The organism is Candidatus Bathyarchaeota archaeon, assembly GCA_026014745.1.
Classification (GTDB): Archaea; Thermoproteota; Bathyarchaeia; order Bathyarchaeales; family Bathycorpusculaceae; genus Bathycorpusculum.
On the sequence record JAOZHS010000001.1, the window covers coordinates 1,227,549 to 1,253,310 of the forward strand.

At 47.5% G+C, this 25,762-nt stretch carries 26 protein-coding genes; 20 read left to right on the top strand and 6 right to left on the bottom strand.

Translation table 11 applies throughout. The features are described 5' to 3' along the window. Positions 1 to 13 precede the first annotated feature (13 nt). The 3 genes from NWE92_06500 to NWE92_06510 all read left to right on the top strand — a co-directional run bounded on the left by NWE92_06500 (position 14) and on the right by NWE92_06510 (position 2,825). Complete coding sequence (locus tag NWE92_06500) at positions 14 to 721, top strand: ABC transporter ATP-binding protein (protein MCW4029279.1); 708 nt, start codon at positions 14 to 16, stop codon at positions 719 to 721. Further along, positions 714 to 2,003 carry an ABC transporter permease gene (locus NWE92_06505; GenBank protein MCW4029280.1) on the top strand — a complete coding sequence of 430 codons (1,290 nt, stop codon included), beginning with the start codon at positions 714 to 716 and terminating at the stop codon, positions 2,001 to 2,003. The genes NWE92_06500 and NWE92_06505 overlap by 8 nt, the downstream gene beginning before the upstream one ends. 138 nt (positions 2,004 to 2,141) lie before the next feature. Then, complete coding sequence (locus NWE92_06510; protein ID MCW4029281.1) at positions 2,142 to 2,825, top strand: GAP family protein; 684 nt, start codon at positions 2,142 to 2,144, stop codon at positions 2,823 to 2,825. 165 nt (positions 2,826 to 2,990) lie between these two features. Here NWE92_06510 and NWE92_06515 read toward each other — a convergent pair whose 3' ends face one another. Continuing rightward, entirely contained in the window at positions 2,991 to 3,680 is a 690-nt protein-coding gene (locus NWE92_06515; GenBank protein ID MCW4029282.1) for a hypothetical protein, read from the bottom strand. A gap of 246 nt (positions 3,681 to 3,926) precedes the next feature. On the opposite strand from NWE92_06515, the gene NWE92_06520 reads away from it, so the two are divergent. Both NWE92_06520 and NWE92_06525 read left to right on the top strand, forming a co-directional pair. Further along, positions 3,927 to 4,220 carry a GYD domain-containing protein gene (locus NWE92_06520; protein ID MCW4029283.1) on the top strand — a complete coding sequence of 98 codons (294 nt, stop codon included), beginning with the start codon at positions 3,927 to 3,929 and terminating at the stop codon, positions 4,218 to 4,220. Positions 4,221 to 4,270: 50 nt separating this feature from the next. Further along, the gene (locus NWE92_06525) at positions 4,271 to 4,534 is read left to right on the top strand and encodes a GYD domain-containing protein (protein ID MCW4029284.1); all 264 of its coding nucleotides are present in this window, start codon (positions 4,271 to 4,273) and stop codon (positions 4,532 to 4,534) included. A 495-nt stretch (positions 4,535 to 5,029) separates the two neighbouring features. Here NWE92_06525 and NWE92_06530 read toward each other — a convergent pair whose 3' ends face one another. Together NWE92_06530 and NWE92_06535 are read right to left on the bottom strand one after the other, a co-directional pair. Beyond that, entirely contained in the window at positions 5,030 to 5,206 is a 177-nt protein-coding gene (locus tag NWE92_06530) for a hypothetical protein (protein MCW4029285.1), read from the bottom strand. 135 nt (positions 5,207 to 5,341) lie between these two features. Continuing rightward, entirely contained in the window at positions 5,342 to 5,620 is a 279-nt protein-coding gene (locus NWE92_06535) for a 60S ribosomal protein L22 (GenBank protein ID MCW4029286.1), read from the bottom strand. Between the two features lie 157 nt (positions 5,621 to 5,777). Here NWE92_06535 and endA point away from each other — a divergent pair, with 157 nt between their 5' ends. After that, positions 5,778 to 6,338 carry a tRNA-intron lyase gene (endA, locus tag NWE92_06540; protein MCW4029287.1) on the top strand — a complete coding sequence of 187 codons (561 nt, stop codon included), beginning with the start codon at positions 5,778 to 5,780 and terminating at the stop codon, positions 6,336 to 6,338. On the opposite strand, the gene NWE92_06545 is transcribed toward endA, so the two are convergent. Next, positions 6,335 to 7,381, bottom strand: coding sequence for a hypothetical protein (locus tag NWE92_06545; GenBank protein MCW4029288.1), 1,047 nt, complete (start codon positions 7,379 to 7,381; stop codon positions 6,335 to 6,337). The genes endA and NWE92_06545 overlap by 4 nt on opposite strands. Positions 7,382 to 7,602: 221 nt before the next feature. Here NWE92_06545 and NWE92_06550 point away from each other — a divergent pair, with 221 nt between their 5' ends. Continuing rightward, positions 7,603 to 8,400 carry a methyltransferase domain-containing protein gene (locus NWE92_06550; GenBank protein MCW4029289.1) on the top strand — a complete coding sequence of 266 codons (798 nt, stop codon included), beginning with the start codon at positions 7,603 to 7,605 and terminating at the stop codon, positions 8,398 to 8,400. A gap of 114 nt (positions 8,401 to 8,514) precedes the next feature. On the opposite strand, the gene NWE92_06555 is transcribed toward NWE92_06550, so the two are convergent. Next, positions 8,515 to 8,796, bottom strand: coding sequence for an Lrp/AsnC ligand binding domain-containing protein (locus NWE92_06555; GenBank protein ID MCW4029290.1), 282 nt, complete (start codon positions 8,794 to 8,796; stop codon positions 8,515 to 8,517). A 225-nt stretch (positions 8,797 to 9,021) separates the two neighbouring features. On the opposite strand from NWE92_06555, the gene NWE92_06560 reads away from it, so the two are divergent. The 6 genes from NWE92_06560 (at position 9,022) to NWE92_06585 (ending at position 13,790) form a co-directional block, all read left to right on the top strand. After that, complete coding sequence (locus NWE92_06560) at positions 9,022 to 9,588, top strand: AAA family ATPase (protein MCW4029291.1); 567 nt, start codon at positions 9,022 to 9,024, stop codon at positions 9,586 to 9,588. After that, a complete protein-coding gene (locus tag NWE92_06565; protein MCW4029292.1) occupies positions 9,576 to 9,980 on the top strand; it encodes a hypothetical protein in 405 nt (134 codons plus the stop codon). Before NWE92_06560 ends, NWE92_06565 begins: the two co-directional genes overlap by 13 nt. A gap of 9 nt (positions 9,981 to 9,989) precedes the next feature. Beyond that, entirely contained in the window at positions 9,990 to 11,006 is a 1,017-nt protein-coding gene (locus tag NWE92_06570; protein ID MCW4029293.1) for an MBL fold metallo-hydrolase, read from the top strand. A gap of 68 nt (positions 11,007 to 11,074) precedes the next feature. Further along, positions 11,075 to 12,346 (top strand): hydroxymethylglutaryl-CoA reductase, degradative, encoded by a 1,272-nt coding sequence (locus NWE92_06575; GenBank protein ID MCW4029294.1) that lies wholly within the window; start codon positions 11,075 to 11,077, stop codon positions 12,344 to 12,346. A 330-nt stretch (positions 12,347 to 12,676) separates the two neighbouring features. After that, positions 12,677 to 13,162 (top strand): hypothetical protein, encoded by a 486-nt coding sequence (locus NWE92_06580; protein ID MCW4029295.1) that lies wholly within the window; start codon positions 12,677 to 12,679, stop codon positions 13,160 to 13,162. Continuing rightward, the gene (locus tag NWE92_06585) at positions 13,140 to 13,790 is read left to right on the top strand and encodes a hypothetical protein (GenBank protein MCW4029296.1); all 651 of its coding nucleotides are present in this window, start codon (positions 13,140 to 13,142) and stop codon (positions 13,788 to 13,790) included. The genes NWE92_06580 and NWE92_06585 overlap by 23 nt, the downstream gene beginning before the upstream one ends. Positions 13,791 to 13,872: 82 nt before the next feature. Here NWE92_06585 and NWE92_06590 read toward each other — a convergent pair whose 3' ends face one another. Then, complete coding sequence (locus NWE92_06590) at positions 13,873 to 14,568, bottom strand: acetate--CoA ligase family protein (GenBank protein ID MCW4029297.1); 696 nt, start codon at positions 14,566 to 14,568, stop codon at positions 13,873 to 13,875. Positions 14,569 to 14,748: 180 nt separating this feature from the next. Here NWE92_06590 and NWE92_06595 point away from each other — a divergent pair, with 180 nt between their 5' ends. From NWE92_06595 to NWE92_06625, 7 genes are read left to right on the top strand one after another with little or no spacing between them, the layout of a single operon-like run. Then, the gene (locus NWE92_06595; GenBank protein MCW4029298.1) at positions 14,749 to 16,599 is read left to right on the top strand and encodes a type II/IV secretion system ATPase subunit; all 1,851 of its coding nucleotides are present in this window, start codon (positions 14,749 to 14,751) and stop codon (positions 16,597 to 16,599) included. After that, a complete protein-coding gene (locus NWE92_06600) occupies positions 16,583 to 18,307 on the top strand; it encodes a type II secretion system F family protein (protein ID MCW4029299.1) in 1,725 nt (574 codons plus the stop codon). Before NWE92_06595 ends, NWE92_06600 begins: the two co-directional genes overlap by 17 nt. An 11-nt stretch (positions 18,308 to 18,318) precedes the next feature. Further along, the gene (locus NWE92_06605; GenBank protein ID MCW4029300.1) at positions 18,319 to 19,137 is read left to right on the top strand and encodes a hypothetical protein; all 819 of its coding nucleotides are present in this window, start codon (positions 18,319 to 18,321) and stop codon (positions 19,135 to 19,137) included. An 11-nt stretch (positions 19,138 to 19,148) separates the two neighbouring features. Next, complete coding sequence (locus NWE92_06610; protein ID MCW4029301.1) at positions 19,149 to 19,634, top strand: hypothetical protein; 486 nt, start codon at positions 19,149 to 19,151, stop codon at positions 19,632 to 19,634. Next, the gene (locus NWE92_06615; protein ID MCW4029302.1) at positions 19,635 to 20,864 is read left to right on the top strand and encodes a hypothetical protein; all 1,230 of its coding nucleotides are present in this window, start codon (positions 19,635 to 19,637) and stop codon (positions 20,862 to 20,864) included. Then, complete coding sequence (locus NWE92_06620; protein ID MCW4029303.1) at positions 20,861 to 22,162, top strand: hypothetical protein; 1,302 nt, start codon at positions 20,861 to 20,863, stop codon at positions 22,160 to 22,162. Before NWE92_06615 ends, NWE92_06620 begins: the two co-directional genes overlap by 4 nt. 1 nt (position 22,163) lies before the next feature. Beyond that, positions 22,164 to 25,667 (top strand): hypothetical protein, encoded by a 3,504-nt coding sequence (locus NWE92_06625; GenBank protein MCW4029304.1) that lies wholly within the window; start codon positions 22,164 to 22,166, stop codon positions 25,665 to 25,667. Positions 25,668 to 25,762 lie beyond the last annotated feature (95 nt).

The following is a 25,762-nucleotide window of genomic DNA, read 5'->3' on the forward strand; positions in this document are numbered from 1 at the left end:
AGTAGAAGCATCTATGTTAACTAAACAGTTTGGGCAAATCCACGCCCTAAATGGCGTTAGTTTTAGCATCCAGCCCGGAGAAATTTATGGACTAATTGGACCCAACGGCGCTGGAAAAACCACTACTCTTCGCATCATCTGCACCTTGATCAAACCTACCACAGGATCCATTCGCATTTTTGGCGTTGATGCGGCCAAGCAGCCTGAGAAAACGCGTCAAATAATCAGTTATCTTCCCGAAGAATCAGGTGTCTACCCTAACCTCACGGGCTTAGAGTATTTGCAGTTTATGGCTAAACTCCAAACCCCCGCAGGCACCAACATTAAGAGCATAATTGATGAAGCTGCCCAAATTTGTGGGTTAGGCGACCGATTAAAAGACAAAGCCAAAACCTACAGCAAAGGCATGAAGCGGCGTTTGCTGGTGGCGCGGGCGTTGATGACCCAGCCAAAGTTGGCGGTGCTTGATGAACCCGCCAGCGGCTTAGACATTATGCATGCTTATCATATCCGTGAAATTGTGAAAAAATATGTGAAAGAACATGGCGTAACCGTGCTGCTATCCAGCCACAACATGCTCGAAGTAGAATACCTCTGTGACAGGGTCTCTTTGATTAACAAAGGGAACTTGGTCGTGGAGGGCGAGCCCAAGGCTCTCAAAGAGCGGTATGGTTGCCAGAATCTTGAAGAAGTCTTCATGAAGGTGGTTGGTTATGCTTAAGGGCTTCACAACCATCCTCATTAAAGAACTCAAAGAGCTCATGAGAGACCCCAAAATCCTCATCGGCATGATAGTTCTTCCCCTCATCATGTTCCCTGTGTTAGGGATGGTTTTGGGTTATGCGGTTGAGTCTGCACAGCAGGAAGCGATGCGCGCCAACATATTAGTGGTTGATAATGATGGGGGCAACTGGAGCCACACGTTTATCGATTATCTCAACATCAGCCTAAACGTCGAAGTCGTCAAAGATACTCCGCCCCAACAAGTAGTGGACAGCGGTCTGCTCAGCCAATACAACAGCACTACTTTTGTGGTAATTCCCGACGGGTTCTCGCGGAACTTGACGCGGCACGCCGCTGGTAATCCCCTCATTGAGGGAACAGTGGATGTTTATAGTATATTCAACGGCGGCGGGGGACTCTTTAGCGGAATCGGCGGTTCCAGCGTAATCGCTTATGTGGAGGGATTCAACCGTGCTGTAGCTCCAGACGTTGTGGGTGTTGTAGAATCAAGTGTCATTAAGGGGCAAATCGAAGAGGGCGTATCCGCAAGCACCCTCTCGGGGCTGATGATGTCTCAGGCAATAGCTCTACCCATAACCATCATGATAATGTTGACATATGCAATGCAGATAGCCGCCACCAGCGTCGCTATGGAAAAAGAGGAAAAAACCCTCGAAACCCTCCTAACCGTACCCGTGGACCGCTTTGCGATTCTTATGGGGAAAGTTGCCAGCACAATCATTGTCGCAGGCGTGGCATCCGTGACAGTGCTCGTCGGCTACAACTACATGTTAGGCTCGCTGTCTCTGGGTCTCGCAGGCGATGTGGGAGGCGGTTTGGATTTGGTTGCGCTCGGACTGGTTCCTTCCACTTTAGGCTACGTCCTCTTAGGCGTGAGCCTCTTCTTCACGTTACTTTCTGCTTTGGCATTAGCCGTTGTGATGTCAGCGTTTAGCGAAAACGTCCGCGGCGCCCAAGCACTCGTCGGCTACATCTACCCCCTCATCTTCATCCCTTCGATGGCACTCATCTACCTCGACATAAACACCCTTCCATCAGCGCTACAAGCCGTCTTCTTCGCCATCCCCTACAGTCAACCAATCATCGCCTCCAAAGCAGCAGTCACCGGCGACTACGCAATCATACTCTTCGGCATCATCTATGTTGCAGTCTTCACCGTGGTTATCATGTATGTGGCTTCACGACTGTTTGCGACTGAAAAGATACTAACGGCGAAACTCAAACTGGGCAAAAGCAAACCCCAACAACAAAACGAGTAGCAACATTCAAAGGGCTGATGTCGCCGTCCCAGCGAGCCTCAGGACAAGTGGTAGCAAGTCGCCATAATTTAACTTGGAATTGAATATGGTGAAGCCTTATATTTTCATTTAAACCAAACTTCGATGAATTGATTGCACATGATAGAGCTGTTGGCTACATTAATTTCGCTTGCATTGGTCGACTGTTTGAACCCGGCAACCATCGCTACACAGGCTTTTCTGCTCATAGGTACCGAGAAGCCTAAAGCACGTGCGATAACCCATGCCATAGGCGTCTACGTTGCATACTTCATGATTGGTTTTCTCATCATTTTTGGTTTGGGTGAGTCGTTAAAACAGTTATTCGCTTTTACGTTAGGAACCACGGAATACGTAATTTTGCTGGTTTTAGGTTTTGTTCTAATTCTTTTTGCCTGCCTAATGAAGACCTCTAATGGGGGATCAAGAATTGATAGGTACCTACAGAAAGTCAGGACCATGAGCCCAACCAAAACCTTCTTTTTTGGCTTCTTTTCTACTTTTATGGATATACCTACCGCTTTTCCGTATTTCGCTGCAATCGCCATACTAATCGGCGTTCAGTTATCCTTTTTGGGAATAACAGCGCTTTTGCTAATCTACAATTTCATCTATGTGCTACCCCTATTAGTTCTCGTTGTCATCTATCTAGCGGCGCGTAAGGAATGTGCTACTCAGCTCCAGAGAATCAATGATGTAATAAACAAGTGGAGTGGCAAGATAGCAAAGGGCTTTCTCTTGGTGACGGGTATTCTGTTGATTGCAGCCAGCGTAGCCTTTTTCTTGGGTTTTCCGATTCTTTAGCGGTCTAAAGTAATGTTCATTTCTGCGGCGCTTCTAAGGGCGGGGATGATGTCGCCGTCCCAGCCTTAGGGAAACGTACTTTTTTAGAAGGTAAATCAATGATTAGCTATTGCCCTTTTCTAGTAAAAAGATTGTTTGAGATTCATACGTTAAAAATATTTGAGGTCATCTCAAGCTTTCTTTACCTTCGCTCTTTCGGGCGTTATGAGTTTTTGTGTTTCTTCTAATTATAAGATAAGCCAAAAGAGGTATTAGCACTAACAAAAGTATGATTGCCGCTATGAGGTACTCTTGCCCGTTAGGTGTAGGTGCAGGTGCATCGATTATAGTTATTATTCCGAAGAGTTGGCTGTATTGATTTTCTATAAATATTGGTTCTTCAGTGGAATTATATGTAACTTGTAAGTTTACTCCTAAACTGTTAATTTCTATAGTTTCAGTGGGTGCGTACAAGGTTTTATTACCGTAATTCCATGGGGAATAGTCACATCCGTTGCCAGTATAGAAACGGGTACCGCATTTACTAACTGTGGTGAGATTATCTTTGAGTACGCTTTCTGGATTGAAATGGGGTGAAATCGCGGAAAAGTTGGATGCTATGCTCGTTGGAAAATAAGCAGGTACTATCGATTTGTTTACTAAATCACCATCTTGTATGATGTGCTCGATTGTTTCATAAAATGTCAAGTCTCCATTTCCAGCATCTACTAAGGCTTTAGCGGCATTATCGGTGACAACTATTACTGGGATAGGGGCAACTTTTGCGTCTGTGGGTTGAATTGGGATAGTCGTACATAGGCAAAGTACGATTAGTATTATTGAGGCTGGTATGATTGTTGTCTGTTTTCGCTTCAATAGGTTTCCCTTCCTTCTTCGTGTATTAGGGCTGTTATAAAATTTTACTTAGAACTTGTTTGTAGGCGGCACCCTTGCGTTTGCTCACTTTATTTTACTTTTTGACCCCAAATTTTGCTCGGAGACGAAGCTAAAGTTTGGGTTTAGACGTTTTGTGACAGTGAGTGACCAGTCACAAATCCATAAAACGAGTGCCTTGAGAAGTTAACTATGGGTAGCTGTAAGAGGTGACAACATTTGAAATTAATGGTTTGTTTAACACATACCCCTGAAAATTGCCTTGCCCGAGCGGAGTATAAAGAAGAGGGCAAAAAATGGATTGCTAACATGCGGAAATCAGCCGAAACCTTGGGCGTGAAAATAGAAAGTGCCTACGTAACTCCTAATGAGCACACTTTTTATCTTGTTCTTGAAAGTGATGATTTTAAAAAGGTCTCTGAGTTCCTTGGTCCGCCAATGCTTCAGCTTCATTCTGGAAAAATCTCGCCTGTTATGACCTTTGAAGAAGCTTTTGGGCTTTCTTTTATGGAGAAAAAATAATCCCTCAATAAATCCATTGATGTGTGAAGCGATTTCTCGGAGGTGAGATTTTGTTATTTATTAATCTTGGAAGATTCCGCAAAACACCTGACAAGAACGAATTAGGTGACACCGCTAAAATAATGGCACAGTGGAAGGCAAAGGGCATTACTATGCTGAGTTGGTACTGGACTTTGGGGCGCTACGATACGGTAGTTGTATTTGAGGCTGCAAGCGAGAAAGAAGCGATGAAACTGTCGATTGATATTTCGGAATGGGTTACCACAGAAACTCTCGTAGCGGTACCCAGAAAAGAGGCCATCGCGCTGCTTTAACAGCTACTACGCATTAACCTTTAGTTACTCCACAACCCCTTTAGCACCTAATCATCGCCTTTAAACTCTATTTGTAGCCTATTTGGATGCTAATATTCAAGGTATGCAGAAATCGATAGAGGGGGAGGGGTAGGCGGGCATATTTGGTGTCTATTAGTGGTTCTATGCAGAAACCTAAGAGGGGTAGGTCACTATTGATGGAAAACAAGCCCAAAAGTATGTTGAAACATAGTAGAAATCGCCGCCCGAAATAAGCGCGGGTGGCTGGGTCTTTATGGTCACCTGTAGAATGGCTTGGTTTTTTGCGTGTTTTTTGTTAGTCAAGAAAGTTTGACTAACTTTTCGGGGGTTTAGTCAAGGTTCGTTGACGAAAAAGCATTTAACAAATCTTCGCCCATTAGGTGTTTGGGTTAAGCATGGACACAAAACGCTCTGCCGCTGTTTCTCCTCTTTCTAATCGTCCGTGCTTAGCCCTTCCCCTATAAAGCGGGGCAATTAGTTGCTGCTTTTCTTAAACCAAGCAAACCCAATTAACGCGACGGTAACGGCTGCCAACGCTGCGGCGGGGTTAACGCTTTGCAACGCCGAGTAGGTTGCCGCGAAAATCAAACTGCCCGTTATCAACGAGAAAACCACAACTAAGCCGCCTATGGCGACGTTTCTTTTGCTCATTATTTATGTCTCCAAGTATCCTTAGAGACGGATTTTGATTTAATGCCACGCTTCAGAACAGGGTGTTCAAAGATTAGCACAACAAAAAATGTTCAAAGATAAAAGGAAAAATTTTCTTGTTTAAAAGGGAGGGGTTTAGTCTTCCTCTTCTACGGCGCATTCTTTAATTTTGAGTTTGTTTTCGCCGTCGCTGATGACTTTAAACGCGTCAAGTTCATGTTTGTGGAGGAACTTTTTCACGTTCAACTTCACGTATTTCTTGGCTAGGGCTGGGCCTTCGCCCTTGACGGTTACGTTTTTGCCTTCAGTTGCGGTTTCTCCGCCTGTTTTTTCTTTGAGGAACTCGGAGAGTTTGTCAAGCAGTTTGTTTTCGTCGCCTTTGAGTTCGGAAGCGTCAATTTTCATTTCAACCATTTTTTGTTTCACCTCGATTCCTGTACGCCAATACTGTTGCCTTAGGTTTCATAGCTACTGCATTGATAAGTTTTCCGCTCCCCACAGCCACAACAATGATTCGGGGAAGCATAATGTTAAAGAGCAAACAACCAAAAATACTTCCCGTGGATACCTCGTGACCGAAAACAAAAAACCGTCCCCCCCAGAATTCAAAACCAACGGCGCCATAACTCAACAAGGCGTCCAAATCTCTGAGCAGAGCAGTATCGACGCCCTCTCACAGCGCGGATATGGCACCTCCGAAGGTAAAACGTTTACGTTAACCTTTTTTGAAGCGCTCTACCTCCAAGACAAAGGCATGCTCGAAGCCAAAACCCCACAGGGCGCAACCGCCGACTTCGCTGCGCTGCTGCAACTTTATGAGGCTCAGAACAAAAACGCATGGGTTAACTACCTTGTTTATCGGGATCTGCGCGGTCGCGGTTATGTGGTTCGGGAAGGGTTTGGGGTAGGCGCTGATTTTCGCATCTATGACCGAGGCACCTATGGCAAAGACACCGCGCCCTACCTTGTGTTAGTGACTCAGGAAGGACAGCCGCTGCCGACAAGGGAGTTGGCGGATGCTGTGGGGAAGTGTCAGAGTCAACAAAAAGAGTTGATTGTGGCGGTTATGAACCGCCGAGGCGAAGTAGTCTACTACTCGGTGGGGGAACTCCATTTTCCCCCGTCGACTTAGAGGCGCCGTTTGGTATCTATGAGGTCCTGCACCGTTAAAGTTTCTATGGTTAGTTTGTAATTCATTTGTGCCCGCACTTTGCCACGCACTGCATCGCCGCCATAGCTGAAAGCAACGATGACTCCTCCGCGTGCACGGATCTTTGCGAGTGCCGCTGCGAAGCTGTCGATGACGGTCATGCTTATGTTGTCAGCTTGTTTGATGAGGAGGGGTTGTCCGCTGCTTGTGTAGCCGTCTATGCCAAGGGCTGCGTCGCGGCTGCTGGCTGGTTTTCCGTCAAGACGCTTCATGACCCATTCGTTGAATTCGCGGCTGGTGAGTTTGCGTAGGCTGCGTTCGCTGACGCGGCGTTTTTTGAGGATGAGAAATGCGCCTGTTCCGCCGCCTGCCACCGCCACTACGGCTACTGCTGCTTCCACGGCGACCCAGGGGAAGTCGCCTGCGGTTTGGGCTATAGATGATTCTTCAACATATCCTTCGCCGTCGCATTCTGGGCAGATTATGGTTCCTGTGCCGTCGCATTCGGGGCACTCAGTTGAACCCTCGACGTATCCGGCTCCGTCGCATTCTGGGCAGGTGATTTCATCTAATTCCACCGTTATACTGCTATGTTGGTAGATTTGCATTTGGCTACTATAGGTTCCTAAGTAGCTGATTTCTAAGGAAACTATGGTTGTTTCGCCTGCGGGGAAGTCAACGGTGGTGCTGTTTTTGTGGTTGGAAAAGTCGGCTGTTACGGTGGCTTCTACATCGAAGTCTTCTTTGTTGATGAAGGTGCCGTTAATGATGGTTAACCCGTTTTTTTGTTCCACGGTTGTGGAGCCCGTCTTCTGTATTTTCGGCGTTATGGTGCCCGCTCCAGAGCATTCGGGGCAGACTGTTTCGCCGCCTGCATCAATTTCGCCTGTGCCGTCGCATTCGGGGCAATCTATCTCGCCGGTTCCTTTGCATTCAGGGCACTTCACTAATTTTGCTTCCACGATAGTTAAGGATGCCAAAATAAAAATTCCAATTAATAGGAGTGTTATTGCTTTCTTTTTCATCAACAGTTCCTTCCCAAGCTCACAAAGACATCTACTAGCCTATTGTTAGGTTGGCTTTAATTAACTTGCGGAGTAAACTCGGTTTGTACACTTTGGCGCTGGGTTTTTTGGTATCTGATACAGTCAACACGTGATTATGGGCTGCTGCCAATATCCAAAACCTGCGTCCTCTTAGAAATCCTTAAGTTACAACTTCACTTCACCAATTCTTGATGGTCTTTATGGCAGCAAAATCTTACACTTGGAATGCATCCGACTATGCCAAAAACTCCGCCAACCAATATCAGTGGGCAAAAGAACTCTTTCCCAAACTCCACCTAACAGGAAGTGAAGCGCTTCTTGATCTGGGCTGTGGAGACGGCAAAATCACTGCAGAACTTGCCAACGCCCTCCCCGATGGCAAAGTCGTAGGCGTGGACAGCAGCAAAGAGATGATTGCGCTTGCCAACAAAAACTTCGCCTCAGGCTATCCTAATCTGCGTTTTATGGTTATGGATGCGCGGGCTTTGAGCTTTGAGGGCGAGTTTGACCGTGTGTTCTCAAACGCGGTGCTACACTGGATTGTGAACCAAAAACCTGTGTTGGATGGTGTGCATCGGAGCCTCAGACGCGGCGGGCGGTTATTGTTTCAGATGGCAGGCAAAGGCAACGCCCAAGCCATAATCGGCATCCTAGAAGAACTCAAACAAATCGAACCCTGGAGCCGCTTCTTTGCTGACACGGCGTTTCCATATGGCTTCTTCTCCGCAGAAGAATACACCGCGTTTCTGCAAACTTCAGGGCTAGAACCTGTGCGCGTGGAGCTTTTAGCTAAAGATATGATGCACCCAAACGCAGAAGCCCTAAAAGGCTGGATACGCACCACCTGGCTCCCCTTCACCGACAAGCTGCCCGAAGAATTAAAACCACAATTCGTCGAGGCCATAGCGAAGCGTTACTTAGAGTTGCACCCCGCTGATGCTGAGGGCAAAATACATGTGAGCATGATGCGGCTCGAGGTAGAAGCCACCAAACCCTAAGAGGCGTCAGATAGGGGGTGGGGGCGGAAAACAATTGGCGAAGAAACAGTCAACTACAAAATGCGGTCGAATAGAGCCAGAAAATAGAAAATATTTTTAGCTTAAATTATCGCTTCAGGTGATGGCTGTTGGGGAAAGCATTGTTTTGTCTCTTAGGTTACTTGTTCTTTCCTCAATGATGGTTGTCAGTGTGGTCTTAACATTGTGTAATTTTCTAATTTGCCAACTAATTATCCTTCTGAGGTCATCAGTTGATTCTGCTGTCACTCTTACGACTATGTCGTAAGCGCCAAAAACAGGTGAAGCCTCTTCTATACCTTCAATTCTTCTAAGTTCCCGAGTAACATCAAATTCACAGCCGGTTTCTGTGTTTATGAAGACATACGCTGTAGGCACGACAAATCCTCTGACAATTAGTGGTAGCGTCAGTTTAAAAAACTTGGGGAAAAAAATTGACATTTGTCCAATCCAAGCAAGCGTTAACTTGAAAATTTAGACAGTTGATAACCGATAAAAGTGCCCGCAAAGCAGCAATCTGCCGCTAAATTGTCCTTTGCAGCCATTAATGTAAATGCTTTTTAATGTAGGCACCTATACAACCGAAAAAGGGGATAACTAAAGATGGAAGCTACCAAACTTGTCATAGGCTTAAGCGGCATGCCCGGCTCCGGCAAATCCCTCGTAGTCGAAACCGCCAAAGAACTAGGCTACGACATCGTAACCATGGGCGATGTTATCCGTGAAGAAACAAAAAAACGCGGGCTGGACCTCAACCCCCAAAACGTCGGCAAAGTCATGCTTGCCCTACGCGCGGAAGGCGGCAACTATGTCATCGCCGAAAAATGTGTCCCCAAAATCCAAGCCCAACCCAACCGCCGTGTACTCGTTGATGGACTCCGCAGCCTATACGAAGCTGACATCTTCAAATCACATTTCCCCCGTTTCACACTCGTCGCCGTCCACGCGTCCCCCGCAATAAGATTTGAACGCCTCAAAGTACGCGGGCGAAGCGATGACCCCCAAGATTGGGCGGTTTTTCATGAACGCGACATGCGCGAACTCGGCGTTGGCTTGGGAAACGTTATAGCGTTGGCTGAGCAAATAATAGTTAACGATGACAGCATTGAACGCTTCAAGGCGTTAGTGCGTGAGGATTTTGGCAGGATTGAACAGAAATGGTTGAAGTAACAGTTACTATAGAAGTAGACGTAAACCCCACAGAAGACGAGGATAAAGTCCGCGCGGCAGTCAACAACGTTTTAGGCAACGCCAAAATCACAATGGCACCCGCCGCCAAAGGCAGCCTCCTAACAGCAACGGCAAAAGGCCAAGACTCACTCATAAAACTCCGCAACATGCTCCGCAACGACCGCGTACGCGACGCTGCTCGTAAGCTCCTCTTCAAATCCATCCGCGGAGACAAGCTTCGCTTTTGCCTAAACAAACAAGTTGCATACGCTGGGCATGCTTCATTTTGTGAGGAAACCGCCGAATCCCCCCTTGGACCCCTAAAATTCACCATAGAAACCAACGACACCCAACAACTCGTTGAGTGGCTAGCAGAAAAAACCGAACGATGAGGATGCAGCGTGGCTGAGAGGGCGGGAGTAACCAAAACGGGCGCAGTGCTTTTGGGCGATAGCGTAGCCTGCGACGCCTTTGACGCCGACCGACCGCTACGGGTAGTCACGCATGCACACGCCGACCACCTCTATGGGCTGCGTCGAAGCGTGAAAAGCTGCGAAAAAGTCCTCATGACCCCTGCCACACGCGACCTCACCGAAACCCTCAACCCAACCATGAAGCTACGCTCCGACTGCGTGGAATGCCTCGAATACGGCAAAGTCCTCGAGTACGGAGAAGAAAAAATAAGCTTACTCAAAGCCGACCACATCTTGGGCGCTTGCCAAGTGCTTGTGGAAGATAAAGGGGGCATTCGAATTGCCTGGAGCGGCGATTTTCGTATTGACAACACCCCCGTCGTAGACTGCGACGTGCTTGTGGTGGAAGCTACTTATGGCAGCCCCAGTTGCCGACGCAACTTCGACGTTGACGTGCGCAAATTGTTGGTGTCGATGGTGGAGAAGCGGCTCAGAGGCGGCGCCGTCTACGTGTTTGGTTACCATGGCAAAATGCAAGAAGTCATGCAGTTGCTTCGAGACGCTGATGTGCAGGTGCCCTTTGTGATGCCTGAACGCGTCTATGAAGTCACTAAAGTCTGCGAACGTCACGGTATGAATCTCGGCTGCACTGCACTATCAACCGCCCACGATGGACAAGAACTCCTAAACAACAACCTCCCCTGCGTAGCCTTCTATCACATGAACCAACGCCAACACGTCGGCTTACGTAACGCGCGGATATGTGTGAGCGGATGGGAATTCAGCCAGCCTTGCCGACAAATCGGCGAACACGAATACCTCGTCGCATTAAGCGACCACTCCGATTTTGACGGGTTAATTGAGTATGTACGTCGCAGCCGTGCAAAGCAGGTCATCACCGACAATTACCGCAGCAACGGCGATGCCCTAGCCAAGGAACTCTGCAAACGCCTTGGCGTGCACGCAGTCGCTATGCCTCGTGGCGCTGGACAAACGACGCTTTAGTTACGTTTTTTTGGTTAGGTTTATTGCCTTCGGCGAAACTATCTTCCTAAATACTCTACGTGATGGATATGGCAAAATCATCTGTTATCTCTGGCTTTTACAAGCTGCCCCCCAAAGAGCGGGTAGCCCTCATCAAAGACTTCGCAGAGCTCAGCGACGAAGAAGTCCAAGTTCTCCAAAACACCGGCGCCCTACCGCTGGATGTGGCTGACCACATGGTAGAAAACGTGATTGGCGCCATCGCCGAGCCCCTTGGCGTAGCAGTTAACTTCCAAATCAACGGAAAAGACTACCTCATCCCCATGGCAACCGAGGAACCCAGCGTAATCGCAGCTGCCTCTTACGCGGCAAAGATGGTTCGCGACGGCGGAGGCTTCCACACGAGTAGCACTGCGCCTGTAATGATTGGGCAAATCCAAGTCGTAAAAATCCCAAACGCCCAATCCGCAAAAAAAGCCGTCCTCGACACCAAAGCTGAAATTCTCAAGAAAGCCAACGACCAAGACCCCGTGCTAAACAGCTTCGGAGGCGGCGCCAAAGACCTCGACGCCCGCGTCATCGACACCACCATGGGACAAATGCTTATCGTGCACCTCTATGTGGACTGCCGAGACGCAATGGGCGCCAACGCCGTCAACACCATGGCCGAAGCAGTTTCGCCACTTATCGAGCAACTTACAGGCGGACACGTTTATCTGCGCATAATCAGCAACCTCGCTGTTCGTCGCCTCGCAAAAGCTACCTGCACCGTACCCAAAGAAGCCGTGGGCGGAGAAGCAGTTGTGGAAGGCATCGCCTACGCCTCAGCATTCGCCGCAGCCGACCCCTACCGCGCCGCCACCCACAACAAAGGCGCCATGAACGGCATCATCGCCGTCGTCTTAGCCACAGGTAACGACCACCGCGCCATCGAAGCAGGTGGACACGCCTACGCAGCCCTCAACGGAGCCTACACCACCTTCTCAAAATGGACCAAAAACCAAAACGGCGACTTAGAAGGCACCATCGAGTTACCCATGGCAGTCGGCCTCATCGGGGGCGCAGTAAAAACCCACCCAACCGCACGGGTCGCCATGAAAATCCTCGGAGTCAAATCCGCTAACGAATTCGCCGAGGTCCTCGCCGCCGTCGGCTTAGCCCAAAACCTCGCCGCCCTGCGCGCGCTGTCAAGCGAAGGTATCCAACGCGGCCACATGAGCCTGCACGCCAGAAATATTGCCGTGACGGCTGGCGCTAAAGGTGACCAAATTGATGCTGTGGCGGAGCGGATGGTGAAGGAACGCCGTGTTCGCGTTGACCGTGCTAAAGAAATCCTCGACGAACTCAACAAAAAAGCCTAACAGCTTTTCCTTTTCTTTTTCACCTGCAAGGCTACCCAAAAATAGCTTTTCTTGTCTTTTAAGCACTGATTTTCAACATGCTAATGAGCTGTTTTTGCGTCAATACGGACCTATCCCTCTTAGGATTATCGCGCTAGTGGTTTATGCAGCAGCTGACATGAGGTCCTGAAAAGTTTTTTGCTGTTATTTCCCGAGCGTAATTCATAACCTGACGCTTGCAGCAATGGCTTCGGTTGGTAACCTAATGCTCTATTTGGGTGGGGGAAAGCCTTATAAGAATAAACGTGCATGCTTACATTGTAAGCTGTTGGTGGCTTACAGGTTTGCAAAATGACCCTCAGCCTCGGATACCTAACGCCCAAACAAAGAGCCATCTGGGACCTAAAAAGCAGCGGCCTCCAAGAAGCCCACATCGCAAAAAAACTAAACATAACCCGCCAAACCGTCCACAAATCCCTCGACATAGCCAACCTAAAAATCGAAGACGCCCTCCAAGAAGTCGCCCAAATCAACAAAATCGACCCCCAAACAGTCAACGCCCAAAGAGGCTTCCTCAAAGGATACAGCAACCCCTTCAAAACCCCCGCGTTTATCACCTTCTCCGCCAAAAACGGCATCCAAGTCTGGTACAAACACGACGGCAACTGCGAAAAATGCAAAAAACTAGAAACCTGCAGAACCACATTACTATCCGAAGCCAAAGACCGCAACTTCCTACTGCTCGATGACACAAGCAAAATTTTGCCCTCCAAACTCGCCGAAGCCCTTTTCGCAAAAATAACAGGTGAAGAAAATGAACATACGAAAAAAGAGTAAAAACCTCAAAGATTATTGCCCCCAACCCCCCATGCCCCTAACAACCAGACTAAAACGTCACTCCCTACCAATCGCTGCGGCAGTTACAGCCCTGCTCGTTCTCTCAGTTACCTTCTCAATATTCTACTTAGGTCTCGCATCATTCACATCCCCGCCCCCAATCATTGGCGATTCGGATGTTTCCTTCTATGAGTCAGCCTATGCCAAGGCAACCAGTGAGCAAAAAATAGAACTCGACAAAATCATTGCAGACAAAAGCGTTGGTTTGCCTGGGGAATGGAGACGGCCCGTTCTTATCGCCATCGGGGAGTTGCCAAAAGACCAGCCCAGATTAAGTGCTCAACAGGCAGCAGAGTTATTTGACAGTACGGCGAGCGGAAATTGGTTCCTTGAGGATGCAGAAGTAAGCGAGTTAGCGGGTGAATTTAACAAAATCGCTGGAGCACCAGACTTTGTTGGCGGCAGTGGAATTGAGCGGTCTATTTACTTTTTAAACGACGAGAGATCCGAAGCCATCATTCTGATGCAAAATGACGTGTCCCACATAGTGTACAATGCGGATGGAACCCAAACAAGATTACCTCTGGGTACGCAGGAACTTCCTTCTCCGCGTCCGACCACATACTGATAAACCGCTACATTGGTATGATGAGAAAATACTTTTTTTCCCCTCTAAAATGGGGGTTGGACTTTTTCTGGTTGCGACAGGCTTATTCTAGGATTATGCGTGCGTCGACGGTTTTGGCGCCTTTGGAGTATGCCATGATGGGGTTGAGGTCGAGTTCTTTGATTTCGGGGTGTTTTAGGATTAGGCGAGAGACGTTGACTATGATGGTTGTGAGGGCGTCGAGGTCTGCGGGTTGGCTGCCGCGGTAGCCGTTTAGGAGCGGGTAGGCTTTGAGGGTGGTTATCATTTCTTTAGCGTCTTCCTCGGTTAGGGGTGCGACACGGAAGTTTACGTCTTTTAGAAGCTCGACGAATATGCCGCCTAAGCCGAACATGACTGTGGGGCCAAAGGTCGGGTCTTTGATTGCGCCCACGATGACTTCGATGCCGGAGGGTGCCATTTCCTGTACAAGAACGCCAACGATTTTGGCGTCTGCTTTGTATTTTTTGGCGTTTGTGATGATTTTGGTGAATCCCGCGGCGACATCGGTGGCGGTTTTGAGGTTAACTAGGACGCCTCCTGCATCGGATTTGTGGATGATGTCGGGGGAGACGATTTTTAGAACGATGGGGTAGCCGATTTCGTCTGCGTAGGCTGCGGCTTGTGTTTCGGTGGTGGCTACTTTGAATTTGTTTACTGATATGCCGTATTCTGAACAGATGGTTTTGGCTTCGGGCTCAAGTAGTGCTTTTCGGTTTTCCTTTTGAGCTTGGTTGATTATGCTTGTGGTTTGGTTCATGTTGGTTCTTCCGTTAGCGTTTGTGTAGTGTCATGTTGATTGGGTTTTTAAATGGTTTGTTTTGGTGGTTGTTTTTTGCTTGGTTTTTTGGGTGTTGTGTTGTTGTTCTACATATCAGCAGTATGGTGTAGTGCTACACAATATTTAATATGTCTGGGTACCCACACACTACCGACCACAATGCAGCCCAACAAAACCCCAACGCGTAAGCAAAAAATCAAACAATCCCTAGCGAACGCGAAGGCCAAACTAAACCAATCAGCCACCAACACCCAAACCCGCTTCAAAAACTTCTCAACAAACCTCCAAACATCCGCCTCAAAAACAAAAACCACCCTAAAAAGCAAACTCCACAAACCCCACTTCAAACTAACCTTTAGAACAAAAAAACAAAAATCCGAGACCGATTCCAAACCAAAATTCAGTCTAAAAAACAGGTTCCACAAACCCAACTTCAAACTCTCCCTAAAATCAAAAAAACCAGAACCTGAAGCTCCCCTAGTAACCTCCAGCAAACCCCTCCCCAAAGACGTAAAAATCGTCGAAAAATACCCCCTCAACGAACCCTACAGCCAAGTCGCCATCGTGCAAGACCTCAAAACAGGCGAACACAAATACATTCTCGACGAACTCCAACTTGACCCCATGGAACGCGACATCTACAACCGCGTCCTCGAAATCTTGCTCGGCGAAATTAAATCACCCAAAGAAGAAATCGAAGACCCCCGCAAATTCTTCGCCGACGAAGCCAAAAAAATCGTCGACAAATACCGCATTACACTAGGTTGGCTGCCTGAAGTTTCGTGGTTCAAAATTCTCTATCATGCAGAACGGGACCTTGTCGGGTTTGGCAAAATTGACCCCTTAATGCATGACCCTAACATAGAAGACATTTCCTGCGACGGCGTCAACAAACCCGTCTATATTTGGCACCGAAACTTTGAAAGTATTGAAACTAACCTCCAATTCGAATCCGACGAAGACCTCGACAACCTCGTCGTCAAACTTGTCCACATGGCAGGCAAACACGTCAGCAGCGCCTTCCCCATAGTGGACGCCTCTCTGCCTGGAAAGCACCGCCTTGCAGTGGCCTACCGCAGAGAAATTACACCTTTCGGAACCGCTTTCACCATCCGTAAATTCCGAGAAGACCCATACTCAATTATCGACCTCATAAACATCGGAACCTTCACCGAGGAAATGGCAGCTTACCTATGGATATGCCTCGAAAACCGCGCGTCAGTCATGGTTCTAGGCGGCACTGCAGCTGGCAAAACCACTGCACTCAACGCTTTAGGTTGCCTCATTAAACCAGGCAGCAAAATCATGACCATCGAAGAAACCGCTGAACTCAACCTCTCACATGAGAACTGGGTTTCGCTGATTTCTCGACAAAGCTACGGATTAGGCGGAAGCACTGTGGGTGAAGTGGCACTTTTCGATCTGGTTAAGACTTGTATGCGGCACCGCCCAGACCTAATGATTGTAGGCGAAGTCCGAGGCCAAGAAGCTTACGTGCTGTTCCAAGCCCTAGCGACAGGTCACGGCGGCATGTGCACCATGCACGCAGAAAACGTCCAGTCTGCCGTTCGTCGTTTAACCCAAAAACCCATGGATATTTCTCCAGCTTACATCCCACTCATGAACATCGTCATGTCAGTGCAACGAGTTCACCTCATTAAAAATGGCGAGAAAAAGGCGTTCCGTCGGGTTCTCTCAGTAAACGAAATCGTTGATTCAGAAACCTACAAGAACCCCTTCAAATGGGACCCAATTAAAGACGAGCAAATCCTCGACTTAGAAAACAGCTTCTTGCTTACCAATATTGCTGACCGCTTGGGTGTTTCTCGTCCGCAGCTCCTTGAGGAAATGCAACGTCGCACGGATGTTTTGCGTTGGATGCGCGAAAGCAAAATCCGCAGCTACAAAGAAGTAGCCACCATAATAGCTGAATACTACGCAAGACCCCGAGAATTCTACAGAAAAACCATCGTTACCCCGGAGGTTGTGGCGGTTGCCTCTACTCGCTAAACTGGAAGCTTGGTCCTTCCGTTTATTTGGCCGCTTCGCGCCATACGTCCTCAAAAACGTGTTTCCCTCCATGAAGAAGTCATTGGAGAAGGCACGTATCAGAATTTACCCTGAAACCTACATTTCATTGATGTTCTTTTTGGCTATCGTAACGCTGCCAATTGGAATATTTTTCGGTTGGGCAGCGTTGGCTTTTGGAGTTTTGCCGCTTTTAGCTCTGGCACCCCTTCCCCTCTACATCATGATGGGTTTTGTTGTTGTTCCATTAAACAATGCCAGCGACCGATCAACTGGATTAGAACGAGAAATTCCCTTTGCCGCAGCATACATCAGCGTCATGGCATCAGGCGGCATAGCGCCCTATGACAGCTTCAAACGCTTAACCGAAGTGGACTTGATGCCCTCAATGCGTAAAGAAGCCCAAGACATCACCAAAGACGTAGAAATCTTTGGCGTCGACCCGCTCACTGCACTTGAGCAGGCTGCGAAAAAGACTCCCCTAGACATTTTTAAGGAGTTTTTAAGCGGTTACGCATCCACCGTTATCATCGGCGGCGACATCGGTCACTACCTTGAACGCAAAGCTGAAGACATCTTTAAGGCTCGGGCGCTCCGCGTAAAAGCCGCAGCTGAAAGATTAGGCATGCTGCTGGAAACCTTCATAATCGTTATGGTTATGATGTCTCTTTGCTTCTACATCCTCTTTGCTGTTAACAACATTCAAACCACCTCAAGTGAAGCCGCGTCTGATTTGTCCGCGTACTCGGGTATACTGATGTACACTTACATTTTCACGCCTATGCTCTCCGTTATGTTCGTGTATATGGCGCACAGTATGCAACCAAAAACGCCTTTACTTGACAACCGACCCTACAAAGTCTTCGGCATCTCATGCGCAGCCGCCATAATCACCTTCCTACTATTAACCAACTTTATGGGCGCCGTACAGCTACCCCTCTTCACCACATTGATAGAATACGGCCTAGACTTAACAATAGCCCTATCAATTGCCCTCTTCATATCCGTCGCCCCCGCAGGCATCGTTCACACACGATTAACCCGAACCCGAAACAGCATGGAACAAGGCGTCACCACGTTTCTGCGCGACCTCACCGAAGTCCGCAAGACTGGCTTGTCACCGGAGAAATGCATTGAAAGCCTCTCTAAACGTGACTACGGAGCATTTAGCAAGGAACTTCGCAAAATCAGCAGCGAAATTTCATGGGGTATTCCCATAAAAAAGGTCATGACCGATTTCCTGCATCGAACGCGCAGTTGGATGGTGCAAATCGTCATGTTTCTGCTGGTCGAAACTATTGATGTCGGCGGCGGCACCATTGCTATGATTGATTCATTGGCGCGTTTCAGCAACATGACTGAGGAAGTGGAGAAAGAAAAGAGAATGTCCACTCGTCCCTACGTCCTGATGCCCTACTTAGCTTCGGTTCTTCTAGTCGCTACAACCGTCATGATGATGAGTTTAACCGTTGGCATAACCGTACCCGGCGTGGAAACAGTTCCCCAAGATAACACACTCATGCAAACCGTGTTTATGACTGCAGTTATCTTCAACAGCTACCTCATTGGTATCGTCGCGGGAAAAATTAGTGAAGAATCTGTCGGCGCAGGCTTTAAGCACGCGGCAATTCTGGTGCTTATCTCTATACTTGCAGCTAAACTGATTCCCCAATTTGTGAATATAGGATAGGAGATGAAAACTTGGCTATTCGAAATTTACGGAAGGATCAGCGGGCAATTAGTCCAGCGTTTTCCACGATGATACTGACCGCGGGAATTATCGTTATGCTAATAGTTGCTATGGGGTTTGCCAACAACATCTTGAACACAAAGATGGCTGTTAACGAGTTGGAGAGCAATCAGCAGTTTCTTACCACTACGGGGAAGCAAATTGATGATATTGCGTGGATAATCGGGCGGACACAGACCATTTTATATTCAAGCAGGTTTGGGCAAATAGTGTTCCAACCCAACGTGATAAACTACACAATTGAAGCAAAAATTAGCGGCAACTGGGTGAACGTAGGAACCTTCCAGACAGGTATTATCCTCTTCAATATGCCTACCAGCATATTCGCAATGAACAACACATACTTTGAACGATTTCCCTACACTGCAAATGGTTCCTTTTTACAGCGGGGCGCTTCAGCACCAATTGACCAAGTGTTTAGTACACAAAAAGGTTCAATGAGCGACGGCAGCTATCTCCGCGTAGTCGTTGTTCCCACAATAAGAGAGTTAAGTTCAGCAAATTACTCCAAGTTTTATCTGCCTACCCTTGATAACGGGACGCATCTTTACAGAAGTCAATCCATTACCCTGAGCGGAAACGGCATAGAACGCTTCACAAGAAGCGGTGTTGACCAAGTTAGAATTAACGCAACCTTCCCCAAGGCAGCTTTAGGTTTCGACGCAGACTTTTTCCAGTTTGACCATCTAAGTGAAACTGAAACGTTGCCTGCGGGTTCCGTGGTTGGATTCTATATCGGTGAGGTTACTGTGACAATAGGACAGGTATAGGAGGCGCTTGAATGGCTCATGTGACTGTGGAATATATGATTCTGGTTCCGGTCTTGATAGCGCAGATATTCATTTTTCCCTTCGTTGCCACCGTAATGTTGAACACTTGGACGGACCAGCGTAGAAGCCTTGAGCTTCAAGATTTAACTTCACAACTAGGTAGTTCAGTTCTGCAACTATACTACAGCATAAATCACGGTTCGATTTCCAGTGGTTCGTTAACTATGAAGTTGAATGTCCCTGATTATATCGACGGCCACTATTACACGATAACGCTGTCTAATGCCACTCAACCTAACCTTAGCGATTCGCCTAAGATTCTAAATTTGACCCTTAGTTTAGTCGGCGTTGATGGAGAAGTCTCCACTCTTGTGACCCTTGGGGAAAACGCCGATTGGAACAACAATGGCGTGTACTTTAGCAACACAATTTCGCTGATAAACGCTACCAAGGTTTCAGATTCCATTCGTTTAACGTTTGAAAATGGAGGCCCATAATTGGCTGGCGCAACGGTTGACCACCTGATGGCAATCACAATTTTCATGGCCGCCGTGCTAATTTTCATTGGCTTTTTTAGCCAAAGCCTCCAAACCGCAGTGGACTATGAAGAACACAATGCCTTAGCAACAAAAACCAGCGACCTACTAGACACTATACTCCTCAATCCTGGTTTGCCGCTTAACTGGGGAAAAACCGATTCTGCCATCGTTTGCTTTGGGCTTCAGGATCCCGAATTTAGCCAGTATAAGGTCAGCACGTTTTCGCTAATGAGGTTATCTTCAGACCTGCCGCTTGTTGAGTATCCGCGGACAGCTTCTCAATATAGTAACCAAACAGGGGGCTTTGGCAGTTGTTTGCTTAGTCCAAACGCTCAAACCCTTAACTATTCTCAAGCCTCGAAGATGCTCGGAATTAATGGCACGTACGGTTTCCAACTTGCTCTTACACCAACCGTAAATGTGGAAATCCAGAAGATTTCCACTGGAACACCCTTGACTTTTGAGGTTTTCATTGAGGGCACGGGTTTTCCTGTAGCGAACTCGGCAATTACTTATAGCTTGATTTTGGTAAACCAAGCGGCGAGTCAATACCCCACTTTTACCACATTTAGCGACACAACAACCACTGATGGAATAGGTCAAGCGCAACTGACTTTCCCGGGTGTGGATGGAGAAAACAATGCCTATGCGATTATCGTTTACTCCTATCTTTACGGTCTCAAAGGCATGGGTTACTACGTTCACGAATCTCCCACTGCAACTAAAAGTGTGGTTCCTCTTGTGGACAGCTTCGCCAATCAACGTTTACTCTTGGTTCACAGTGACTCCCTCGGCACGCCACCCCCAGGAGTATCGCAACTAAACTTTAACGCCTCATTTGTGATTTTAACAGAAGACTACACGCTACGTCCGGTTGGTTTAGATGAGGCAACTTCTGTTGGGACCTTAACGTTTGGGGGCGCCGGTCAAGACTATGCTTCCTTAACGATTCCGGACAACAACGGGATATTAATCGTCACCTATCAGGCTACTTCCGGCGGGCAATACGGGATTGTTTTGATGCCTTGGGGAATAGGTTCTCTGGCGTACCCTGTTACGTTTGGGGGTAATCCGTCGGGGCAAGATTGGGTTACAACGGACATCCGCCAAGTCACGGTAGGCGGGATAGCGTACCAAGCGAAATTGTCTCTTTGGAGCTTAAAGGTGCATCAGGTGATGGGCCAATGATTCGTACAGTCGAAGTCCTATTAGTAATAATCATTCTCTCGGGCGCCTTCTTGGCAGCTTCCTACTTTGCGGTATTGCCTTCGCCAAGAGAAATATCACCCATGAACCTTCAAAGATTATCATTTACCACGCTACAGATGCTGGACACCGACTATGATTTAAGCCGCGCCGTCTTTGAAACCGGAAACAGCACGGTTTTGTCATCGTTACAGGTTGCGCTTTCCGCTTCACTTCCAGCTAATGTTCTTTATAACTTAACAATCTACGACATCAACCCTGAGGGTTCTCTCTACACTCAAGCAGCCTCCATTGCAAACGCCGCAAACTTGGGCGCAACCACTGATGTTTCAACCTATACTGTAGCTTCTTCTAACGTTACTTTTAATGTCCAAGCTGAAAAAATAGGCGCAACCAACGGCGGAACCCTCTACATCCTCAATTGCAGCGACGCAAACGGTTGGTGGATTACAGGGTACACAGCCCAAAGCTTAGCCACAGACCTCTACAACCTGCTTTCGCCATATTTTGTGAACACCATTATGATTCAGAACACCACGCAGCTTGGTCAAATCTTGAATGGGACTCCAATTCAGGGAGAACCCGTTCAAAACGCTGTTGTCATTAACACATGCGGAGAAGCAGTGCCCATACCGTCTAATTATGCAAGCCTCTACTCTTCCGATTATGGTCAGTACCCTTTCCTTTTGGGACAAAAGGTCCGTACTTTTAATTGGACTTGGGCAAGCATTGTCGGTTACCCCTTTTACTATGTCACTAACACCCAAGCGTTATCTAGTGGACAAAACACTTGGGGAATTTATGGAATGCAACATGTGGGACCGCTGGGGTCACGAGCGTTTTTGCAGGGCATAAATGGTCAATCATACAATAGATATGATAATGGGGGCATCACAGACAGTGCAACACGGCAAGTGACGTTTACCCCTAAAATCTTGGACTTATCCAACTATTATGGCATTTACCCCTCACAATCTCAAACATCCACTCGCGCTTTATCAAGTTCTACCTTATCGGGTTATAACCTGCAAGTTGGGTTAAACATCTTCAACCCTTCAGGAGACTACTTGGCAGGCTCCATATACAATCACTACGCCACGGGTTCAACAAGCATTTCGGGGTCACTTTTAGCTGTCGGTTTAACCCGAACCCCTGACGTTCGAGTTACAGGTTTAGGTCTACTTTCCTACTATCAACCTAGATTATACAACTCCGAATACACCGCTAACGGCACCTCCCGACTGGTGGTTTTACTGTTAGGATACGCAGGAGAGAGCTAAAATGAACTCTAAAGGTCAATTTTCTATCATAGCGGCTCTGCTGGTTGCAGTTGTCCTAGTTGCAGCCGTAGTCACAACTTACTCAGCAATACGTTACAGCTCCGTACAAGAGCAACCTCAATTATTAAGTGCAATTGACGAAACCAACTTGGGTTTAAAAGAAATTTTAGGTTTCACTGTTGGCTATTATGGTTCGGTGCTTAAAGTCACAGGAAACGTGACCTATGCCCAGCAACTTGCCCGAACGTATCTTCAAAGTGGATTAAATAACATAGGTGAAATTCGACCTGAATGGGGCGCAACCGTCAATTTGACGGGTTTAACATTAAATGCAGATTGGTTCTCCGCTGACAGTTACAGTCAGGGCAGCATGGACGTTAATTACGATTTAATCGGGTTAGGTATTTCAGGTATAAACTACAACGCTTCAGCTCGTCTGGATGTCCAGTTGTTAAACTCAAGTTCACTCAATCAAGCAAAATTAGCCATTCGGATGGATGATGATACACCACTAATTAACCTTGGAAAAGATAACCTGAAGTTTTACCGCTACAACTATGTATCGTCAGCTTGGGAGCTAGCTGAACCCACCAACATCGCCTCGTATGCTAATGGAACCTATACCCTTGACTTCCCACAGGGAGTTGACAGCTCTTACGTGATTCAGGTGCAAGATGTTCGGGGGCTCATGGTTATTGCCTCCTCATTTAGTCAATACACTTCTACGGTAACTTGGAACAGCACCGGCTATCAACCCGGCATCTACGACTTCGTGGACAATGCCAACGCAAACGTAACTGGAACCCACAGCAACTTCAACGCACAACAAAGTCTCCCAGATAGCGCTTATGATACGTTAACAGAGGCACTTTCGGGAACCTTTAACGCTAATTATTCCCCAAACGCTTGGACGCCTCAGGGTAACACTGCACTCATGAGCGGTTCTTTCTCTGACCTGCAAACCGACAACAGCGCATACATGCAACTTCGAAGTTACCCCACAGCATACGGCTCATCTTATAATACAATAGGTTTTGATAGTCAAAATAGCGCGGTCCTAACATCACAGGGTTATTCAATTACTTGGACGCATACAACCGGCAGCGGTAGCGAAAGACTGTTACTGGTGTCCATAGACATTTTTGCTCGTTCTACTACACCCGCATCCATTAGCGGAGTTGTCACCTACGATGGGGTGACTATGAGTCAAGTGGCAACTGTGTTGTATAACACTAACCCGCAAATTCGCAGTTATGTCTACTACCTCGTGAATCCCTCTCCGGGGACAAAAACAATCACCGCTAACTTTAACGGCGCTACTTATGCAATCGGAGGATCCATAACATACACAAACGTTAACCAGACAACCCCCATACTTGCAAGCAGCACTAACACTGGTTTAAGTTCCGCTCCCTCCACTGCCTATTTAACGGCTTCTGGTACAAATAACAAACTTCTGTACGGTCACTTGGGTACACAAATCGGAACCTATTATACGGTTAATGATCCAGTTACACAAACCAACCGCTGGTCCGACTCGGGTTCATACTACATTAAGCATGACGGAACCTACTATTATGCCGGACGCGGAAGCGACAAATCCGTGACGTCTGGCTCAGTTTATCTCTCGTGGAACCCAACCAGCACGGTAGGCTGGACTGCTATTGCTGCCCTAATCCAGCCGAGCCAAGTTGGAACCGCTTATGCATGTAGCGCAGAGTTTCGCGGCACATCAAACACTGATTCTTGGAACAGCCTAGCCTGGACATTGAACGCCGCGTCAACCGCGACCGATGTAGCCGTAACCTATCAATTGTATAATTACATCACAAACAGCTACGTAACCGTGGGCAATGGCTACTTAACAGATACCCTTGGAACAAGCGACACCACAAAAACCCAAACCATAACCTCGAGCTTTAACAATTTCAGAGACGGTAGCGGTAACTGGAAAGTCAATGTAACCGCAACCAAAACCACCTCCGTACAGTTCGACCTAAAACTTGACCTCATACAATACAGCCCCAACGAAAACAACTATGCCCTCAACCTTCAAGAACAATGGTTAACGGTTAACGCCAGCAACGTACGCCAAGACCTATGTATAAAAACTGGCGCATTTAGTTCTGAGTCCTTGGTTGTGCAGGTTTTACATGGCGGCTCTTGGCAGAACCTTATGACGCTTCGTCCCAACTACTTTAACAATGCATCATTGGTTCCCTATATTGATTCATCAACGCTTACCATACGATTTGTCGGAAGCAACGACGCAACCGACCCCAACATAGACACGTGGAACATCGATTCCGTTTACATAAAAGACCAACCCGACGTCTTGTTCCTCTTAAACCTCCAAGAATCCACTATAACCCTGCAAGTTCTACAGAACGGAACTATACAGTGGCTAGGACAAAACTTGGCGTTAACCACCCAAACCCTTCCTATCCCACCCGTACCCGTCAAAGCAATCCATGTCAATCAAACCATAAACGGCGTAAACGTGGAGGTGCCTTTCCAAATTGAAGACTGGGCATCCAACTACAAAGTTCCCCTCTGCCTAACCAGCAACACCACCGTGTTTAGCAATCGGCAAATGATTGTTTTCCAAATAAACTGTCATGTTTCGGAGTTTACGATTTCATGGGATGGACGCGATGTAGCCACTCAGACGCCCTTAGCTTACACTAACCGCTACTTCACAACTGATAACCCCGAAGCATCCACCTTATCCAGCGGAAATGTTACCTTACTCTTCACGAATTCTAATGTGAAAGCAACCGTAGGGTCAACGTCAAGTACAGCCACGTTTATGCGTATAAATGGGGAAGCCAGCATATACGGCGCAAGTTTCTCATATGTGATTCATCACGGCATCGTGCGAGATATTGTAATGCAGGAAGCCGAATTCAGTGGCGGTGTATCTGGTGCATATGACCTGTACGCAAACATTGTTTTAACGCTCCCCGCAAATACCAAATACTATACGTATCAACTAACCGTAACGTTTGCCGCGTCCAGTCAAACCCGCGCACTATATGACCTCTCACCCATCCAGCTAACTTCCACGGCAACATCTCCTCAGACGCAAACAGAAGACGGCACCTTAGCGGGTTTCCCCCTCCTATACAATGGCACAGGAACCTTCGTTGATACCACGGTGAACGGTTGGACCCCCCATCACTTTAACCAATTCATCACAAACAACTTCAAAGGCGCAGGGCTATTCTTCCCAGACCTAGGCAACCAAAAACTCTACACGTTTGACTCTTTCCCCGCAAGTACCTCTCTGGGCGCCCTAAAAACGGGCAGCACCACGCTTGAGTTGTTGCCTGTAAGTTGCTCTCAGGTTCAATTCCAAACTCCCTACGAAATCACTTGGCAAGGCGCTGTATCAACATTTGACACCTCAACACCTGTTTGCCGACTCTACGATGACACTACACCAACAGGGCTTTGGCTACTCGTCGAATATCCTCCAACCTTAACTTTAACCGCTAAAAGCTAAGTTTGTGTGTTACAACCTGTATCGACACAATCTTATTGCTCTAAAACGCAACAACCTACCATAACAGCAAAGGTGCATAGTTATAGAAACACTTC

Excerpts from the sequence above, each read along its gene's own strand:
- NWE92_06500 (MCW4029279.1), top strand. The coding sequence starts at position 14 with ATGTTAACTAAACAGTTTGGGCAAATCCACGCCCTAAATGGCGTTAGT.
- NWE92_06505 (MCW4029280.1), top strand. The coding sequence starts at position 714 with ATGCTTAAGGGCTTCACAACCATCCTCATTAAAGAACTCAAAGAGCTC.
- NWE92_06510 (MCW4029281.1), top strand. The coding sequence starts at position 2,142 with ATGATAGAGCTGTTGGCTACATTAATTTCGCTTGCATTGGTCGACTGT.
- NWE92_06520 (MCW4029283.1), top strand. The coding sequence starts at position 3,927 with ATGGTTTGTTTAACACATACCCCTGAAAATTGCCTTGCCCGAGCGGAG.
- NWE92_06530 (MCW4029285.1), bottom strand. The coding sequence starts at position 5,206 with ATGAGCAAAAGAAACGTCGCCATAGGCGGCTTAGTTGTGGTTTTCTCG.
- NWE92_06535 (MCW4029286.1), bottom strand. The coding sequence starts at position 5,620 with ATGGTTGAAATGAAAATTGACGCTTCCGAACTCAAAGGCGACGAAAAC.
- NWE92_06545 (MCW4029288.1), bottom strand. The coding sequence starts at position 7,381 with ATGAAAAAGAAAGCAATAACACTCCTATTAATTGGAATTTTTATTTTG.
- NWE92_06550 (MCW4029289.1), top strand. The coding sequence starts at position 7,603 with ATGGCAGCAAAATCTTACACTTGGAATGCATCCGACTATGCCAAAAAC.
- NWE92_06560 (MCW4029291.1), top strand. The coding sequence starts at position 9,022 with ATGGAAGCTACCAAACTTGTCATAGGCTTAAGCGGCATGCCCGGCTCC.
- NWE92_06565 (MCW4029292.1), top strand. The coding sequence starts at position 9,576 with ATGGTTGAAGTAACAGTTACTATAGAAGTAGACGTAAACCCCACAGAA.
- NWE92_06575 (MCW4029294.1), top strand. The coding sequence starts at position 11,075 with ATGGCAAAATCATCTGTTATCTCTGGCTTTTACAAGCTGCCCCCCAAA.
- NWE92_06580 (MCW4029295.1), top strand. The coding sequence starts at position 12,677 with ATGACCCTCAGCCTCGGATACCTAACGCCCAAACAAAGAGCCATCTGG.
- NWE92_06585 (MCW4029296.1), top strand. The coding sequence starts at position 13,140 with ATGAACATACGAAAAAAGAGTAAAAACCTCAAAGATTATTGCCCCCAA.
- NWE92_06590 (MCW4029297.1), bottom strand. The coding sequence starts at position 14,568 with ATGAACCAAACCACAAGCATAATCAACCAAGCTCAAAAGGAAAACCGA.
- NWE92_06595 (MCW4029298.1), top strand. The coding sequence starts at position 14,749 with ATGCAGCCCAACAAAACCCCAACGCGTAAGCAAAAAATCAAACAATCC.
- NWE92_06610 (MCW4029301.1), top strand. The coding sequence starts at position 19,149 with ATGGCTCATGTGACTGTGGAATATATGATTCTGGTTCCGGTCTTGATA.
- NWE92_06620 (MCW4029303.1), top strand. The coding sequence starts at position 20,861 with ATGATTCGTACAGTCGAAGTCCTATTAGTAATAATCATTCTCTCGGGC.
- NWE92_06625 (MCW4029304.1), top strand. The coding sequence starts at position 22,164 with ATGAACTCTAAAGGTCAATTTTCTATCATAGCGGCTCTGCTGGTTGCA.